The following is a 16,916-nucleotide window of genomic DNA, read 5'->3' as shown; positions in this document are numbered from 1 at the left end:
TTACAAAATGTTAAAAATTTCTGATATTATTTTAGTTTAATGAAAAAGAAATCGATATGAAAGCAGAAAATTTCACTAAAGAACAGATAATTGGATTCTACAGGAAAATGCTACTCATACGCAGATTTGAAGAAAAAGCAGGACAATTATATGGAATGGGATTAATAGGTGGGTTCTGTCACCTATCAATAGGGCAAGAAGCAGTTGCAGTTGGAACTCAAGCTGCATCAAAATTAGGTGACGCTTTTATCACAAGTTATAGAGACCATGGCTTAATGCTCGCATGTAATTCTGATCCAAATGTTGTAATGGCAGAACTCACTGGCAAAGAAACAGGATGCTCGAAAGGTAAAGGTGGTTCGATGCACGTATTTGACGTTGCAAAAAAATTCTTCGGCGGACATGGAATAGTGGGGGCACAAGTTCCAATTGGCACAGGAATAGCATTTGCTAATAAATATAAGAAAAGAGACAACGTGGTATTCACGTATTTTGGTGACGGTGCTGTAAATCAAGGGCAAACATATGAATCATTTAATATGGCAGCTTTATGGAAGTTACCTGTAGTTTATATTATAGAGAATAACGGATATGCAATGGGTACTTCTGTAGAAAGATCCACTTTGGTAACTGAGCTATATAAAAAAGGAGAAAGTTTTGGTATTCCTGGAAAACAAGTTGATGGAATGGATTTTTTCTCTGTTTATGCGGCTACAAGCGAAGCAGCGGAACACACACGCAGCGGAAAAGGGCCTATCCTGCTTGAAATGAAGACATATCGATATCGCGGCCATTCGATGTCAGATCCTGCTACTTATCGCTTAAAAGAAGAAGTTGAAGATATGAAGCAAAATCATAACCCTATAGGCACTTTAAAGAAATACATTATAGATAATAAAATTGCTTCAGAAGAAGAATGTAAAGTAATTGATAAGGAAGTACGTGATTTAGTAAAAAAGTCGGAAGATTTTGCCAAAAATAGTAAAGAACCAAGCGTTGATGAGTTGTATACTGATGTTTATAAATTTGTTAGCTAAGTAGGCTTCTTTTTTTTTATCCAGGTGGCAACTAACTGTACGAACATTGTATAGTAAACGATGTCATTCAAGTAGCTCCTTCTCCCGTCATCTAAGTAGCCTTCTTCTTGTCATCCGAGTAGCTGAAACTGATTCCTTTATGACGGCCCAGTGCCCTCTTCTTGTCATCCCAGTGCCCTGACTACTTGGATCCAGGAAAAAGAATGGTGTCATCCCAGTGCCCCGACACTGGGATCCAGAAAAGTTTGCTTGTAAGCAAGCAAACTAGCATAGAAAGTGGTTACAACATTTTCGATGAGATTATATGGAAAACTGGATCCCAGTGTCTGGGCACTGGGATGACAGCAGTCCTACGTCATACCGCGATTCATTCGCGGTATCTCTTAACATAGATCCCGCTAACAAGCAGCGGGATGACGAGATGCTACCGCGAACCGTCATACCGTCACGGAATAATTAACCGTCATACCGCGATTCATTCGCGGTATCTCTTAACATAGATCCCGCTAACAAGCAGCGGGATGACGGTTGTCAGGGTGTCATCCGAGTAGCCCCTTCTTGTATCTTGTCAAAAGCATCTAATGTTTTAAGCTTAAGCATTAGGTGGAGAAGGGAGGAACTCTGTGCTTCTTCTTAGATATAAAATCTGTAGAGGAGATAAGAATTCCCTTCTCAAAAGTATAGGCTGGACGGTATCGTAGAAAGACCTGAATGGTTCTAATTCTGTATTCACAAGACTAGCCTTACTTTTCATTTTTAATGGTAACGTATGGGGTTATATATGATCAACAACTTTTTGGGCATAGATATATCAAAAGATCGCTTTGATGTTTTTCTCTCATTTATAAGCAAAAAAGGAAAGCGTGAAACTAGAAAAAGAAGCTTTAAGAACGATGGTTTCAAAGTCTACTGAATTTTCTACACAAACATAATGTAGAAAAAGTAAAAACCTGCATGGAATCTACTGGTTGTTATAGCGAAGCACTGGCTGAATTTCTACACAATGCTGGACATTTTGTAAGTGTTGTAAATCCTTATTGCATAAAATCTTATGCAAGGAGTAAGCTGATACGACAAAAGAATGATCAGACCGATGCAGAAGTTATTGCTGATTATTGCCAAAGACAGGAACCTTCTAGTTGGACACCACCTTCTCCTGAAATGAAAAAATTAAAACATCTTTATCGTTGCTCAGTTGCGTTAAAAGATGAGTTAACATTAGTAAATAACCACTTAGAAAAAAAAGAGAGACTGCCTAAAGAAGTTGCAAATGCTTGGGAAGACCTTGCAATGAATATAGCTCAAAAAATAGAAACAATAAAAAACTCCGTACGTGAACTATTAAATCAACACAAAGAATTGTTGGAAAATTTTCAACTTCTATTGACTATTCCAGGCATAGGAGAAGAATCAGCAATAGCTATTTTAGCTGAAGTTTCTGATATAGAGGTTTTTAGAGATGCCAGGCAATTGGCAGCATATACAGGAGTTATACCACGAAATATGACGTCAGGTTCCTCTGTATATGCCAAACCCAGATTAAGTAAATCCGGTTCACAAACATTACGTAAGGCACTTTTCTTTCCTGCCATAGTAGCTAAGAATCACAATCCTATCATTATGAGCTTTTGCCAAAGATTAAAGGAAAAGGGTAAGCATAATATGGCCATCGTTGGTGCTGCAATGCGTAAGCTACTCCATATCATTTTCGGTATTCTGACATCCAAAAGTGCTTTTGATCCTAACCATATCAAAAACTACAGGGCTAGGAGGTTGACTGAAGGTTTAGTACTTTAAAATCAAAAATGCTTCCTATCTATCTTATGTAAAGTGGTATCTTACACAAATTTATTGAATGTTGTTGGTTAGTGGATATGTTGATAAGTAAACTTCATCTGTTTTGTGCGTATAAAACTAATTTACTTATCAACATATCCACTAACTATAATCTGTGTACTGTTACACAATTGGAAGTATTTTTTGATTTTATGATGCAACTTGGGAAATTTTTATAATTTTTTTGTTGACTAACAAGACGGTATCTCCTGTCATCCCAGTGCTCTTTTTTTGTCATCCGAGTAGTCCCTTTTTTGTCATCCCAGTGCTCCGACACTGGGATCCAGAAAAGTTTGCTTGTAAGCAAGCAAACTAGCATAGAAAGTGGTTACAACATTTTCGATGAGATTATATGGAAAACTGGATCCCAGTGTCAAGCACTGGGATGACAGCAGTCCTACGTCATACCGCGATTCATTCGCGGTATCTCTTAACATAGATCCCGCTAACAAGCAGCGGGATGACACCTCTCTTGGGCTCTTTTAGCTACAAACATTAAGAAATTTACCAAACGAAAAAAAGGCAAAAGAAGCCCTAGTCATTGTCTATTTTCAGTATTTGGCGTTTTTTAAGTCTTAAACACTGCAATTTAGCTGCTTTTAATTGCAACTAACCTACGCTGCAAATGTTTAAGAAATTTACTAAGCAGAAAAAAAGGCAAAAGAAACCCCGTGTTAGCTAGTTGTCACTCTCTAATCCTGCAAATTGGCGTACTATACTGTCTTAAACGACTTATAAGCGCGTTTCAGCTTATATAGGTAAAAACCCAGAAATGTTGTGAAGACATAAGGTGCACATAGTGCAAAAAATTAAAAATAAGACGCCAACTACGTTGTTTTCTTGCTGTTTAATCTGCACAGATGAAGATAACTGAATACCTTCACTATCATGATAAGGGGGCTGGCGGAGTTTGTCAAGGAAGTTTTTTCGTTTCTAACGGTTGTTAACGTGCTGCCAAAAACTATGCAAGAAGTCTATTGAAATCGCGTATATCAATCGTTGTAAAATCACACAATTGCTCTGTAGAGCTATGCCCTGTAATAATTACTATACCATTTTGCTCAGAGCGTATTGAGATTAGGTTCAGCACTAATTCACACGTTGCACTATCAAGATTACAAAATGGTTCATCTATCAGCCAAACGTTTGCATTAGAAATCAAGAGGCGAGCAAGTGCAACTCTTCTTCTCCAGCCTGCAGAAAGTTCGCCATATCTAATATTAATTACAGGCTGCAACTGCAAGCAACAAATAGCTGCCACAATCAATTCCCTAGTATTTCGTATTCCTGCCCAGAATTCTATGTTTTGGGCAACAGTTAAGCTATCTTTACAGGCATTCTTATGCCCTACGTAGACCATAGAAGGTATATAGGATTTTGGATCATCATATATGTCTTTTCCGCAGTACCTTATATTGCCTGATACCGGCGGTAAAAGTCCAGATAAACTTCTAATTAAGCTGGTTTTACCACTACCATTTGGACCAGTGATTAGAATCTTTGATTTTGGCTCAGCTTTAAAACTGAGATGTTTAAATAATACTTTGTTATTACGAGCGCAGGATAAATTTTCACATTCGAGCATGAATTATCTGCCCTTCCCCTTATGTTTACCTTGAGTTGAAGCCTGAGCTTTTACAAATAGCTCCCAAAATCCTTTCTTTCCGCCTTCTCTATGTATCAATTGTGCAAAACGCTGCATTAAACCATTACCCATCATAACCATCTTTGTCCATTTACCTACCGGTTTTGCTATGTCAACTATTTCTAGATCTTCTTTATAAACCTGTATATCTTTTTGCTTTTCGCGTAGCATTTCCTGTTGTTTCATCAACTCTTTTTGCTTATTTTTTTGATATAATTCGTTGAATTTTCTGTCTTCTTCCCACTCTTCTTTAAAAACTTTTCTAGGAAATATGATTTTTCTAATGCGATTTTTGTATATTTTTCTCAAAAAGAGAAATACTGCAGCTACAGCAAGTAATGTTACGCTATATAATATGATCTGTGTAAGTGGCATTTCCTGTATCTAATTCATTAAAAATACCCTTACTATTATACCATAATTATAGAAATTGTGCAATTTCTTTGCGGGTAAAGACAGTATAAAAGTAATACTGCTCTATTTCGTAAATTGGACAAATATCTGAGAATGGGCTTGTATGTAGTAAGGTTTATTTCTATACTTTTTAAAGAATTTAGAAGTAAAACAAATATGAACTGCTATAAAACTCACACGTGTGAAGAATTAAGGAAGAACGACGTAGAAAAGGAAGTTACCCTCTCTGGATGGTTATATCGTAAGCGCGATCACGGTAACTTAATTTTTGTTGATTTAAGAGACTTCTATGGAATCACTCAACTAGTATTTAATAATGATAAAGACTTTTTTGATGAGACATCAAATTTAAAATTGGAGAGTATAATTACTGTTACAGGAATAGTTGAAGCTAGAACTGAAGATACGGTAAACAGCTCTATCGCAACCGGAGAAATTGAGGTTGTAGTTAGCAATTTACACGTTGAATCAGAAGTTGAGTTCCACTGTGATGAAGAAATAGCAAAAGAAGAAAGAAGTATATTAGCGAGCATTGCTGGCGAACAAGAATACCCAGAAAATATGAGATTTAAATATCGTTTTCTTGATTTAAGGCGAGAAAACACCCGCAACAATATTATTCTGCGCTCACAAATTATTGCAGAACTCCGCAAGCTCATGATAGAGCAAGGGTTTTTGGAAATTCAGACTCCAATACTTACTGCTTCGTCCCCTGAAGGTGCACGTGATTATTTGGTGCCAAGCAGACTAAATCTTGGTAAATTTTATGCATTGCCGCAAGCTCCACAGATTTTTAAGCAATTGCTCATGATTTCAGGGTTTGATAAATATTTTCAAATTGCACCGTGTTTCCGTGACGAAGACGCAAGGGCTGACCGTTCTCCGGGGGAGTTTTATCAACTAGATCTTGAAATGTCTTTTGTGACTCAAGAAGACATCTTTCAGATTATTGAGTCTACCTTATATAAAGTGTTTGCCAAATTTTCTTGCAAATCAGTTGATAAAGATTTTCCGCGCATTACATACAAAGACGCAATGCTCAAATATGGATCTGATAAGCCAGATCTGCGCAATCCATTATTAGTCAGCGATGTTACAGAAATTTTCCGTGATTCAGAGTTCAATATTTTCAAAAGCAATATTGAGCGCGGTATGGTAGTGAGAGCCATCCCTGCTCCTAAAACAGCAGAAGAACCACGCAGCTTCTTTGATAAAAAAATAGAACATGCGCAAAAAGAATTCGGCGCTAAGGGGCTTGGGTATATAACATTTGATAAGGACGGCATCGCAAAAGGGCCAATTGCTAAATTCCTTGATGAAAACAGGCTAAATTCTATAAAAGAAATAACGGATGTAAAGCCTGGAGATAGTGTATTTTTTGCTTCTGATAAGGAAAATGAAGCAGCAACAATTGCAGGGAAAGTGCGCACTCTTTTAGGGTCAGAACTCAGTCTTATAGATGATAATATCTTCAAGTTTTGTTGGATCATTGATTTTCCCTATTTTGTATATGACGATAAAAGTAAAAAAATCGATTTCTTTCATAACCCATTCTCCATGCCACATGGTGGCTTGAAAGATTTAGAGGACAAAAATCCACTGGATATCCTTGCTTACCAATATGATCTTGTTTGCAATGGAATAGAACTGTCAAGCGGGGCGATTCGTAGTAACAAGCTGGATATCATGTATAAGGCCTTTGCCATTGCAGGCTACAGCAAAGAAGAAGTTGATACAAAATTCGGTGCGCTCGTGCGTGCATTCAGGTTCGGAGTGCCGCCTCACGGCGGTATAGCACCAGGGGTTGACAGAATGGTTATGCTGCTTGCTGATGAGCCAAATATTCGTGAAGTAATCTGTTTTCCTATGAACCAGCAAGGTGAAGATGTTCTAATGGGTGCTCCTTCTGAAGTGGACAATAAACATTTACGTGAATTATCCTTAAAGGTTATTGAATAAAAATTTTTATAGCGGAGTGTGGTAAACCGAAAATCATGAACGATATTCAAAAAGCAATACTATCAAGCATAATCTGCAATATGATTATATGGTATGAAGTAACTCTATTTGGAGTTTTAACACATATAATAAGCAATGTTTTTTTTCCTTCAGAAAGCGATTATTTAAGCACAATCAAATTTCTTGGTAGTTTTGCAATTGGATTTGGATTTAGACCGCTTGGTGCGTTTATTTTTGGTTGCATTGGAGATAAGTACGGTAGGAGGAAAGTTTTGCTGACTTCCGTAATATTAGCTTCGATATCATCTACTGCAATTGCGGTCATACCAGGATTTAAAGAAATAGGAATATTTTCTCCTATATTACTTCTGCTTTGTAGAATAATACAAGGAATGGCAACAGGAGGGGAAACGAGTATCAACTCAGCCTTTTTAATAGAGCATTCAAGCGATAAAAAAAATCTAGGCTTTTTAGGTAGCATGAAAGCTTTTAGTGGTGCTCTTGGTTCTATTACATGTTTTGTAATGATAGCTATTTGCAAAAAATTTACAGGTGAAAATTATGAAATTTGGGGCTGGAGGTTGCTCTTCTATTTCTGCTTTATTATGGGCATAATAGGCTTCTTAATAAGATACATAATGGAAGAGAGCCTAGCATATAAAATTCATGATCAAAATAGAAGCTTATCTGATTCTCCATTTTTAGAATTAATCAGGGACTATAAAAAGGCATTTGTGCTAGCAATTGGGCTTGGCGTTGCCCAAAATGCAATCGTTTATTCAGCAATCATGTTTTACAACATATCTGTAAAAGAACTTATTCTCTCAGGCATCAATATTAAAAATGTAGTAAGGATTATAGTTGAAATTACATTTGGAGCGTCTGCAGTGCTGTTTGCAATACTGTCTGATAAAATTGGAAGAAAAAATGTAATGATTCCTACATTAGTAGCTCTAGCTTGCGCCGGTTTGCCGGTACTTTCGCTATTATCGTATGATAATCACTATGTTATAACGCCCACTTATTGGCTAATAACCATACCAATAAGTGCATCTTTTGGAATATATAATTCTCTTGCTTGCGAGTTATTTCCAACGAAAGTTAGGTGCACGGGCTTTAGCCTCGCACATAACATATCTGCAGGAATATTTGGTGGCCTTTCTCCATCCATATGCATGTGGCTTATAGAAAAAACCGAAACAAAACTTGCAGCAGGCATTTATCTTACTGCCTGCGCATTAATTAGCCTAATATCTGTGCTTCAAATTAAAGCCAAAGACAGAAAAGTTGATTGGTGAAATCGTTTCAGTCGAAAAATAGCGCTTCAATGGATTTTTCGATGTGTTTAGTGATAGGAGCGGTGATAGTGATTTCTTTATTGTTTGGCAGTTTTAAAGATAAAGAATGCGAATGAAGGTGAATTTTATTTGCTATCCCATCAATAAAAGCTTTTTTACCACCATATTTACCGTCACCAAGAATAGGGCAATTTATATGAGCTAAATGTGCACGTAACTGATGGGTTCTGCCGGTAATTGGTTGTAATTTTAAATAAGCAACATTGTGTTTGGATTTTGCTATAATTGAAAAATGCGTAGTGGCATTCTGAGGTGAATTTTCATCAACGACCACTTTTTCTTGACCTGAAACATATTTTTTCACCAATGGATAGTCTATTGTTCCACTATCCTTGCTCGGTATGCCAGAAGTTAATGCTAAATAAGTTTTTTTTACTCTTCGTCCTTTAAATTCTTCCATAAGGTATCTGGCAACATTAGCGTTGCGTGCGAATATTATCACTCCACTCGTATCTCTATCTAGCCTATGGACAATTTTAAATGTTTCTCCCTCTCTTATTTGGTCAAGCAAATCACTCATGCTAATCTTTACTTTTACGCCACCTTGAACGATGACCCCTGCGGGCTTGTTTATAGCTAGTATATATTCGTCTTCATATAATATGTTCTCTCTTAGTAGATTCACTAACTTTTCATTATATTTGCGATCAGAATTAGCGTTCTCAATATAATTCAAGTGCTTCAGCGTTATAGTTTGTCCAGAATTTACTCTATCACTAGACTTTGCTTTGCAATCATCAACTTTGATTAACCCTTTCCTTAAAGATTTTTCAATTACAGATTGCTTTAGATCAGGAAAGATTCTTCTGATGTACCTATCCAGCCTAACGTTATCGTCTTTTACTGATATGGTTTTTATATTCTCCATTACTTTATTTGGATGTATGCTAATATCAACTGTTTGCATGACATAAAATAAAGTATAGCACAAGATATAAACCCTTCGGCTACATGTGCTATTTATTTAGTAGATTAAATATGAAGTTTAAAACTCTGCTGTCAACTTCCTGCAAAACTAGTGAAAATCAAACTTGCTTAAAACCACTTAATTAGTTATAGTCATAAGTTTGAGGTACAGTAAAATGACAGCTTTTGTCCCTTTGATTGTTTTTTTAATCTTGTACCTTGGAAGTGGTGCTTATTTTTCTTTTATCGGAACTGATAATCCACTTCATCAGGTTTCACCAGTAATCTGCTTGTTACCAGCACTATTTTTTGCTGTCTCACGTGGTACAAATAAAATTCAGCATAACATCGATACTGTTATCAAGGGCATGGGTGACAAAAATACCCTTACTATGTGTTTAATTTTTTTATTTTCTGGAGCATTTTCTGCGGTTACTCAATCAATTGGTAGCGCAGACACTGTTGCTAATTTAATTCTTAATTTCCTTCCAGCAAGATTAATGCTGCCTGGAGTATTTTTGGCTTCTGCTTTTATTTCAACTGCAATTGGTACATCTATGGGAGTTGTTGCGCTGATGGTACCTATAGCTGTTAATCTGGCAAAAAGTGGAGCTTTTGGCCTTGAAATAGGAACTGCAACTGTAGTAGGTGGTGCCGTGTTTGGTGACAACCTCTCAATGATATCTGATACCACCATTGCATCTGTTTCTTCACAGGGAGCTTCAGCAAAAGATAAACTTAAAATAAACTCTAAGGTTGCATTTACTGCAGGTATTATAACACTCACCTATCTGGCAGTGATTTCAAGTAGTACAAAAATTATTTCTATATCAAATTTAGATTATTATTCTATAATAAAAATTATTCCTTATATTTCTTTAATAATCATGGGGCTGCTTGAAGTCACCACTTTAGTAACAATAACTGTAAACATAATTATTGCTGGTGTGCTAGGAATAGCTTTTTTTGATTATGCCATCGTTCAATTTCCTCATGACGTGTACGACGGTTTCAAAAAAGTAAACGAAATAGTAATATTTGCTCTATTTATCGGTGGGTTGAGCCATATAATGTACAAACAAGGTCAAAAAGCGTTGCATAAACTCATCGATGAAAGCAATATCACAAAAACTAAAGCTGAATTTTTGATAGCAGGAATTGCGTCTATGTTTACTACCTTAGTTGCCAATAATACCATTGCTATTTTACTAAGTGGTGGCATTGCAAAAAGACTCGCACAGAAACACGATATTGTACCATACCGCAGTGCATACTTATTAGATGTTTTTGCTTGTGCTACAAAAGGCATCTTACCTTATGGTTCTCAACTATTGCTGGCAGGTAGCATCGCCTTTGTATCACCTGTTTCTTTATTAACACAGGTATATTACTGCTTTATTTTAGCAGCAGTTACAATAGGCGAAATAATCATCAACAGCAGAAAAGAGAAACATCGTGCGGCTGCAACTTAGAGTTTCTCTTTTTTTTACCCATAAGGAACGGAATTACTTGACAAGCTCCGCCAGCCCCCTTATCATGAAACTGAAGGTATTCAGTTATCTTCATCTGTGCAGATTAAACAGCAAGAAAACAACGTAGTTGGCGTCTTATTTTTAATTTTTTGCACTATGTGCACTCTATGTCTTCACAACATTTCTGGGTTTTTACCTATATAAGCTGAAACGCGCTTATAAGTCGTTTAAGACAGTATAGTACGCCAATTTGCAGGATTAGAGAGTGACAACTAGCTAACACGGGGTTTCTTTTGCCTTTTTTTCTGCTTAGTAAATTTCTTAAACATTTGCAGCGTAGGTTAGTTGCAATTAAAAGCAGCTAAATTGCAGTGTTTAAGACTTAAAAAACGCCAAATACTGAAAATAGACAATGACTAGGGCTTCTTTTGCCTTTTTTTTTCATTTGGTAAATTTCTTAAATATTTATGGCTAAACGACAACCGTCATCCCGCTACGTGTTAGCGGGATCTCTTGTTAGCGGCTGAGATACCGCGAATGAATCGCGGTATGACGGTTAAGTAGGGTGTCATCCCAGTCTGGAATCTAGTCTTGATTATGCAGCCACTTATTTAAAGTTAAGTTTCCTGGATCCCAGTGTCTGGGCACTGGGATGACGAGAAAGGAGCACTGGGATGACAGAAGAAGGAGGCTACTTACATGACATCATTCTTTTTCCTGGATCCAAGTAGTCTGGGCACTGGGATGACATCATAGAGGCGCTGGCCCTGACAATCGTCATCCCGCTACACGTGTTAGCGCCGCGGCGGTATAACGGTTAAGTAGGGTGTCATTCCAGTGCTTGACACAGTTGTCTAAGTGAGGAAAGTCACCAGTGGTTATATTATTGCTATATTTCTCACTTACCCAACAAACTTAGATTTTACACTAAACTGTGCTGCCACTAACTTTGCAACCGGTACTCTATAGGGTGAGCATGAAACATAATCCACCCCTGATTCGATGAGAAACTCTATAGATTTTGGATCTGCTCCATGCTCTCCACATATACCTAGTTTTATTTCTTTTCGGGTTTTTTTGCCTCTTTCAATGGCTATCTTGATTAACTCCCCTACCCCTTCGATGTCCAGCACTTCAAATGGATCATTGTCAAATATATTGCTTTCCTTATAAGAATCGAGGAAATTAACTGAATCATCTCTTGAAAGTCCCATGGTTGTTTGCGTTAAATCATTAGTGCCAAAACTAAAAAACTCTGCATGTTTTGCTAACTTATCAGCAATCAGTGCTGCTCTCGGTAGTTCTATCATCGTTCCAATTGAATAAGCCTTGTCTGATGTCATTCCAGCGCGTGACGCTGGAATCTGCGTCTGGATTCCAGCTGAGATGACAGAGGATTCTTTCTTTGCTAGCTCGCATATCAGAATAAATTCTTTCTCATTCATTATAAAAGGGATCATGATCTCAGGCTTGATTTCTACACTTTTTTCCTTTTTTAGCTCATTTGCAGCACTAAGTATTGCCCTAATCTGCATGCTATATATTTCAGGATGAGAAATGGCAAGTCTACAACCTCGATGGCCAAGCATTGGGTTCTTTTCTGACAACTGTGCTATTTTATTTTTTACTGATTCAACTGACTTACTAAGTGATTTGGCGATTTTTTCTATAGTAGACTGATTATTGGGTAAAAATTCATGTAAGGGTGGATCAAGCAACCGTATAGTGACTTCCCTACCCTCCATAATAGAAAATATTTCTTTGAAATCAGACTTCTGCATTTCTTCCAGTTTAATGAGCGCATTTGCCCTTTCATTTTCATCGTCAGCTATTATCAACTTTTGAATGAATTCGATTCTATCACTAGCGAAAAACATATGTTCTGTGCGACATAAGCCTATACCTTCTGCACCGAATTCTTTTGCAATTTTTGCATCTTTTGGAGTATCAGCGTTCGCTCTCACTTTGACCGTTTTGATTTCATCTATCCAGTTGATTATCGTTTTGAATTCTTGCGATAATTCAGGTGAAATTGTAGGAAGAATGCCAAGCATAACCTCCCCTGTTCCTCCGTTGATGGTAATTGGTTCACCTTTATTTACTTTTGTATCCCCCACAGAAAAGAAAGTTCCATCTTTATCGATATAAAGTCCACTTACACTGCAAATGCATGGCTTACCCATTCCACGGGTTACAACAGCAGCATGCGAGGTCATCCCTCCCCGTGCTGTTACTATGCCACTTGCAGCATTCATTCCATTAATATCTTCAGGACTCGTTTCTGACCTTACTAAAATCACTTTTTTACCCTGCTCTGCAGCTTTTTCAGCATCACTTGCACTAAACACTACATATCCAGAAGCAACCCCTGGAGAAGCCGGCAGTCCCTTCCCTATTACTTTTTGGTCACTCTTAACGTCAAGAACTGGATGCAATAAATTGTCAAAAGTTTTTGGATCAATTCTCAATATTCCTTCTTCTTTTGTAATCGTTCCTTCGTTTACCATATCAACTATTATGCGAATAGCAGCTTCAGCCGTGCGCTTGCCAGACCTAGTCTGCAAAATCCATAACTTACCGTCCTGCACAGTAAATTCGATATCCTGCATGTCTTTATAATGCCTTTCAAGTTTTTCACATACCACACATAATTCTCGGTAGACACTTGGCAGCAACTTCTCCATGGTGTTTTCTTGCTCTCCGTCAATTGGCATAGGAGTATAAACACCAGAAACCACATCCTCACCCTGAGCATTAACCAAAAACTCACCAAAAAGCTTTTTTTCTCCAGTTGAAGGATTTCGTGTAAATATCACACCAGTTGCAGAATTATCATTTAAATTACCGAAAACCATTGCTTGCACGTTGACCGCTGTTCCAAGGTTTTCAGGAATGTTATGTATTCTTCTATAGGAAACAGCCCTATCATTTTTCCAAGAGGTAAATACTGCATTAACTGAGTTTAACAATTGCTCTTCAACGTTCTGCGGAAAATGTTTTCCTGTTTTTTCATGTACTATCCTTTTGAAATTGTTAACAATTCTCTTTAAAACATCAACATCAAGATCAGCTAAGCTTTTTGCTCCACTCTTTTGCTGCTTATTATCAACAACATCTTGAAATAGGTGATGGTCAAGCTGTAGTACAACATTGGAGTACATCATAATGAAGCGGCAGTAGCTATCGTAAGCAAAACGTTCGCCACTTTTTTTTGCAAGCCCAACAACGGTTTCATCATTTAGACCAACATTTAAAATAGTATCAAGCATGCCCGGCATTGAACTAACACTACCAGAGCGTATTGAAACTAATAAGGGATTATTTAAATCCCCAAACTTACAACCGATGTCATTTTCGAGCATCGCCATGTAGTTTTTGATTTCACTACATATGTCATTCCAGTGCGTGACCACATTTTTTTCTGGATCCGAGTAGTCAGCTACTTGGATGACAGAAGATCTATTGTCTTGATAATAGACTTTGCAAGCAGAGGTGGAAATTGTGAAACCAGGTGGAACAGGAATGCCAACATTGCACATTTCTGCTAAATTTGCCCCCTTTCCTCCCAGCAGATTTTTCATTTCTGCATTGCCTTCGCATTTACCCTGGCTAAAGTAATGTATTAACTTTTCCCCCATCATTTTCTCCGGATTTTCACTGATAAACACATTGTACATATAGTTCCAATAAACCTGTGAAGACTTGAAACCTTAGGATAATAAATTTTACAAAATTTTGCAACAACGTTCCTTCTGGCAACATCAGTAAAGTTAACAAAAAAGATGACAAATTATTGAATTATTATCAATAAGAATATATAATATAAAGATACATTTAAAAATTTTTTTATGGCTCTTTCTAAATTTCTCGACCCCAAGAATGATGTTGCGTTCCGGCGTATTTTTGGTACTGAAAAAAATAAAGACATCCTCATTCACTTTCTCAATGATATTTTGGGGTTCACTGGCAAAGATGAAATAAAAGAAATAGAATTCCTCAGCACTATTCAAGATGCTGAAATTGCCTCTAAAAAACAAAGTATCGTTGATGTACTCTGCAGGGATGAAAATGGGGTGCAAGTAATAGTCGAAATGCAAGTTGCCAAAACTAAAGGCTTTGAAAAACGCGCTCAATATTACGCTGCTAAAGCTTATTCAAGGCAAGCTGATAAAGGTGATCAATATCATAATCTTAAAGAAATTATCTTTATTGCTATTGCTGATTGTATTCTCTTTCCTAATAAATCTGAGTATAAGTCAGATCATGTAATGTTAGACAAAGATAGCTATGAACATGATTTAAAAGATTTTTATTTTACATTTATTGAGTTACCAAAATTTCCTAAAACTAAAGAAGACCAATTGGAGAGTATAGTTGAAAAATGGATCTATTATTTTAAATATGCAGATGAAACTAGCGAAGAAGAATTGGAAAAGATAATAGGTAGTGATGTAATAATTAAAAAGGCATATGAAGAACTAAATAGATTCAACTGGTCAGAGAAAGAATTTATTGCCTACGAACAGGAAATAAAACGTATTCGTGATGAACGGGCTGTTCTTGAACAAAAACTTGATGATGCTAAAAAGGAAGGAAAAATTGAAGTTGCAAAAACAATGCTGGCTAATAATGTTGATGTCACCACTATTGTTAAGTTTACTGGCCTCTCCATGAGTGAGATCAAAGAATTGCAGAATTAAGTGGACCCGCAAACGGTTACACGAAATAATGCTGCAGCCTGACCAGGTGATAAGTACATTTAGCCTATTTATCTTTATACTTTCATGCCAATTTTATAAATCAAATTTATTTCTGTGAATAGCTACAATTTAAAGACCTTGCTTCATCAATGTAATGGAACAAAACCTTTTTAGTAAGTTCAAAACCTTCTAAAGTCTCTCCTTCGCATCTTGCTGTAATGCAGTTTTGCGTATTTGATACCCTAAGAAGCCACCAACCTTTATTATCGGTTACTTTAACACCATCAAGATCTGAAAATACAATATTTTGCTTCTCCAGTATTTTCTTTATTGATTCAATTATTTGAAATTTTTTCTCATCTTTCACTACAATCTTTACTTCATGAGTGATATATAACCTCGGTAAATCCTCAATTACCTGAGATAGGCTTTGGTTTTTCTTAAGCAAAATGTCAACTGCTTTAACAGCAGAATATAGCCCATCATCAAAACCTAGCTCAGAAAAGAAGAAGTGCCCGCTTAATTCACCAGCAAACTTTGCCTCTTCCTCTACCATCTTCTTCTTAACTAGTGAATGTCCAGTAGCGCAGGTAATAACTTGCCCTCCTAACTTACTAACAAAATCATGCACTTTCATACTCATTTTTACGTTGGCAATAACTTTGCTTTCTGGATATTCCTCCAACACTTCACGTGCAAAAATTATAAATAAATGGTCATTGGAAACAACACTGCCTTTATTATCAATTAAGCGCACCCTATCGCTATCGCCATCTAGCGCAATGCCAAGATCACATCCATATTCCTTCACAATGTCAATTAATTGAGCGAGATTTTTTTCCTCTATGGGATCTGGATCATGCAGTGGAAATGCCCCATCTATAGAGTTATTGGTTACGATGTGTGTATGACCAGGCAAGATCTTTTCAATATACCTTATAATTCCACTTGCTGGACTATTTCCACAATCCCAGGCTATTTTTAATTTCTGTGTAGTATCGTTCTTCACTGCACTTTTTAATATGCGAATGTACTCACTATATATATTTATGTTAATTAAGCTTCCAATCCTTGTACTGTCTTTAATTGGATTGCTTATAATTTCCTTTATCTCTTGATCTGAGAAGACTTTTTTATTACTAAAAAATTTAAAGCCATTGTATTCACTTGGGTTATGAGAAGCGGTTATTACAATACCAAGATCCGCCTGCGTGATTTGTGTTGCAGCGTAGAGCATAGGTGAAGAGCATAGTCCAACGCGTATAACATTTGCACCGGATAAAGTTAAGCCCCTAATTAATTCTCTTTCTATACCTGGTGAATCTATTCTGCTGTCGTAGCCGACACAAACACTAGCTACGGTTTGGCCAAACTTTCTACCTATCTCGTACCCATCATTAATCTGCAAATCTTTGCCTACTATACCTCTAATATCGTATTTTCTTATAATGGTATTGTCCATACTGCACTGCTTAAGGAGTAACTACTATATAACATAATGGACAAGTGCTCAAGTTTATTTACTCAACGATTAGTTGATTTTTTAAAAAAATCTGTTAATATTATAGTATACTTTTTAAAGATGCAAA

12 protein-coding genes and 1 pseudogene are annotated in these 16,916 nt (G+C 36.7%); 8 read left to right on the top strand and 5 right to left on the bottom strand.

Annotated elements, in window-relative coordinates:
* Window positions 1-56 precede the first annotated feature (56 nt).
* The 4 genes and pseudogenes from pdhA to ABWU36_RS06495 all read left to right on the top strand — a co-directional run bounded on the left by pdhA (window position 57) and on the right by ABWU36_RS06495 (window position 3,262).
* Complete coding sequence (gene pdhA, locus ABWU36_RS06510; protein WP_353273188.1) at window positions 57-1,037, top strand: pyruvate dehydrogenase (acetyl-transferring) E1 component subunit alpha; 981 nt, start codon at window positions 57-59, stop codon at window positions 1,035-1,037.
* 161 nt (window positions 1,038-1,198) lie between these two features.
* The gene (locus ABWU36_RS06505; protein WP_264688224.1) at window positions 1,199-1,429 is read left to right on the top strand and encodes a hypothetical protein; all 231 of its coding nucleotides are present in this window, start codon (window positions 1,199-1,201) and stop codon (window positions 1,427-1,429) included.
* Between the two features lie 389 nt (window positions 1,430-1,818).
* Window positions 1,819-2,834: pseudogene (locus ABWU36_RS06500) on the top strand (IS110 family transposase).
* A gap of 293 nt (window positions 2,835-3,127) precedes the next feature.
* Window positions 3,128-3,262, top strand: a complete 135-nt coding sequence (locus ABWU36_RS06495) for a hypothetical protein (protein WP_353273187.1) — start codon at window positions 3,128-3,130, stop codon at window positions 3,260-3,262.
* 572 nt (window positions 3,263-3,834) lie between these two features.
* Here the strand turns inward: ABWU36_RS06495 and ccmA are convergent.
* A complete protein-coding gene (ccmA, locus tag ABWU36_RS06490) occupies window positions 3,835-4,458 on the bottom strand; it encodes a heme ABC exporter ATP-binding protein CcmA (RefSeq protein WP_253309471.1) in 624 nt (207 codons plus the stop codon).
* Window positions 4,459-4,461: 3 nt separating this feature from the next.
* Complete coding sequence (locus tag ABWU36_RS06485) at window positions 4,462-4,893, bottom strand: hypothetical protein (RefSeq protein WP_253309472.1); 432 nt, start codon at window positions 4,891-4,893, stop codon at window positions 4,462-4,464.
* A gap of 195 nt (window positions 4,894-5,088) precedes the next feature.
* On the opposite strand from ABWU36_RS06485, the gene aspS reads away from it, so the two are divergent.
* Both aspS and ABWU36_RS06475 read left to right on the top strand, forming a co-directional pair.
* Window positions 5,089-6,891: an aspartate--tRNA ligase gene (aspS, locus tag ABWU36_RS06480; protein ID WP_353273226.1), complete on the top strand. Its 1,803-nt coding sequence runs from the start codon at window positions 5,089-5,091 to the stop codon at window positions 6,889-6,891.
* A 35-nt stretch (window positions 6,892-6,926) separates the two neighbouring features.
* Window positions 6,927-8,189, top strand: a complete 1,263-nt coding sequence (locus ABWU36_RS06475; protein WP_353273186.1) for an MFS transporter — start codon at window positions 6,927-6,929, stop codon at window positions 8,187-8,189.
* A 7-nt stretch (window positions 8,190-8,196) separates the two neighbouring features.
* Here ABWU36_RS06475 and ABWU36_RS06470 read toward each other — a convergent pair whose 3' ends face one another.
* Window positions 8,197-9,156 (bottom strand): RluA family pseudouridine synthase, encoded by a 960-nt coding sequence (locus tag ABWU36_RS06470; RefSeq protein ID WP_253309474.1) that lies wholly within the window; start codon window positions 9,154-9,156, stop codon window positions 8,197-8,199.
* A 175-nt stretch (window positions 9,157-9,331) separates the two neighbouring features.
* On the opposite strand from ABWU36_RS06470, the gene ABWU36_RS06465 reads away from it, so the two are divergent.
* Window positions 9,332-10,627: a Na+/H+ antiporter NhaC family protein gene (locus ABWU36_RS06465; RefSeq protein ID WP_265016436.1), complete on the top strand. Its 1,296-nt coding sequence runs from the start codon at window positions 9,332-9,334 to the stop codon at window positions 10,625-10,627.
* Window positions 10,628-11,529: 902 nt separating this feature from the next.
* Here the strand turns inward: ABWU36_RS06465 and ppdK are convergent.
* Window positions 11,530-14,265, bottom strand: a complete 2,736-nt coding sequence (gene ppdK, locus ABWU36_RS06455; RefSeq protein ID WP_265017382.1) for a pyruvate, phosphate dikinase — start codon at window positions 14,263-14,265, stop codon at window positions 11,530-11,532.
* Between the two features lie 210 nt (window positions 14,266-14,475).
* Here ppdK and ABWU36_RS06450 point away from each other — a divergent pair, with 210 nt between their 5' ends.
* Window positions 14,476-15,327, top strand: coding sequence for an Rpn family recombination-promoting nuclease/putative transposase (locus ABWU36_RS06450; RefSeq protein WP_253309476.1), 852 nt, complete (start codon window positions 14,476-14,478; stop codon window positions 15,325-15,327).
* Between the two features lie 106 nt (window positions 15,328-15,433).
* Here ABWU36_RS06450 and ABWU36_RS06445 read toward each other — a convergent pair whose 3' ends face one another.
* Complete coding sequence (locus ABWU36_RS06445) at window positions 15,434-16,789, bottom strand: phosphomannomutase/phosphoglucomutase (protein WP_253309477.1); 1,356 nt, start codon at window positions 16,787-16,789, stop codon at window positions 15,434-15,436.
* Window positions 16,790-16,916: the final 127 nt, after the last annotated feature.

Origin of the sequence: Wolbachia endosymbiont (group A) of Portevinia maculata (assembly GCF_964028525.1) — a bacterium.
Classification (GTDB): Bacteria; Pseudomonadota; Alphaproteobacteria; order Rickettsiales; family Anaplasmataceae; genus Wolbachia.
The sequence above is the reverse complement of the archived record's forward strand: the minus strand, read 5'-3'. Positions and strand labels throughout refer to the sequence as shown.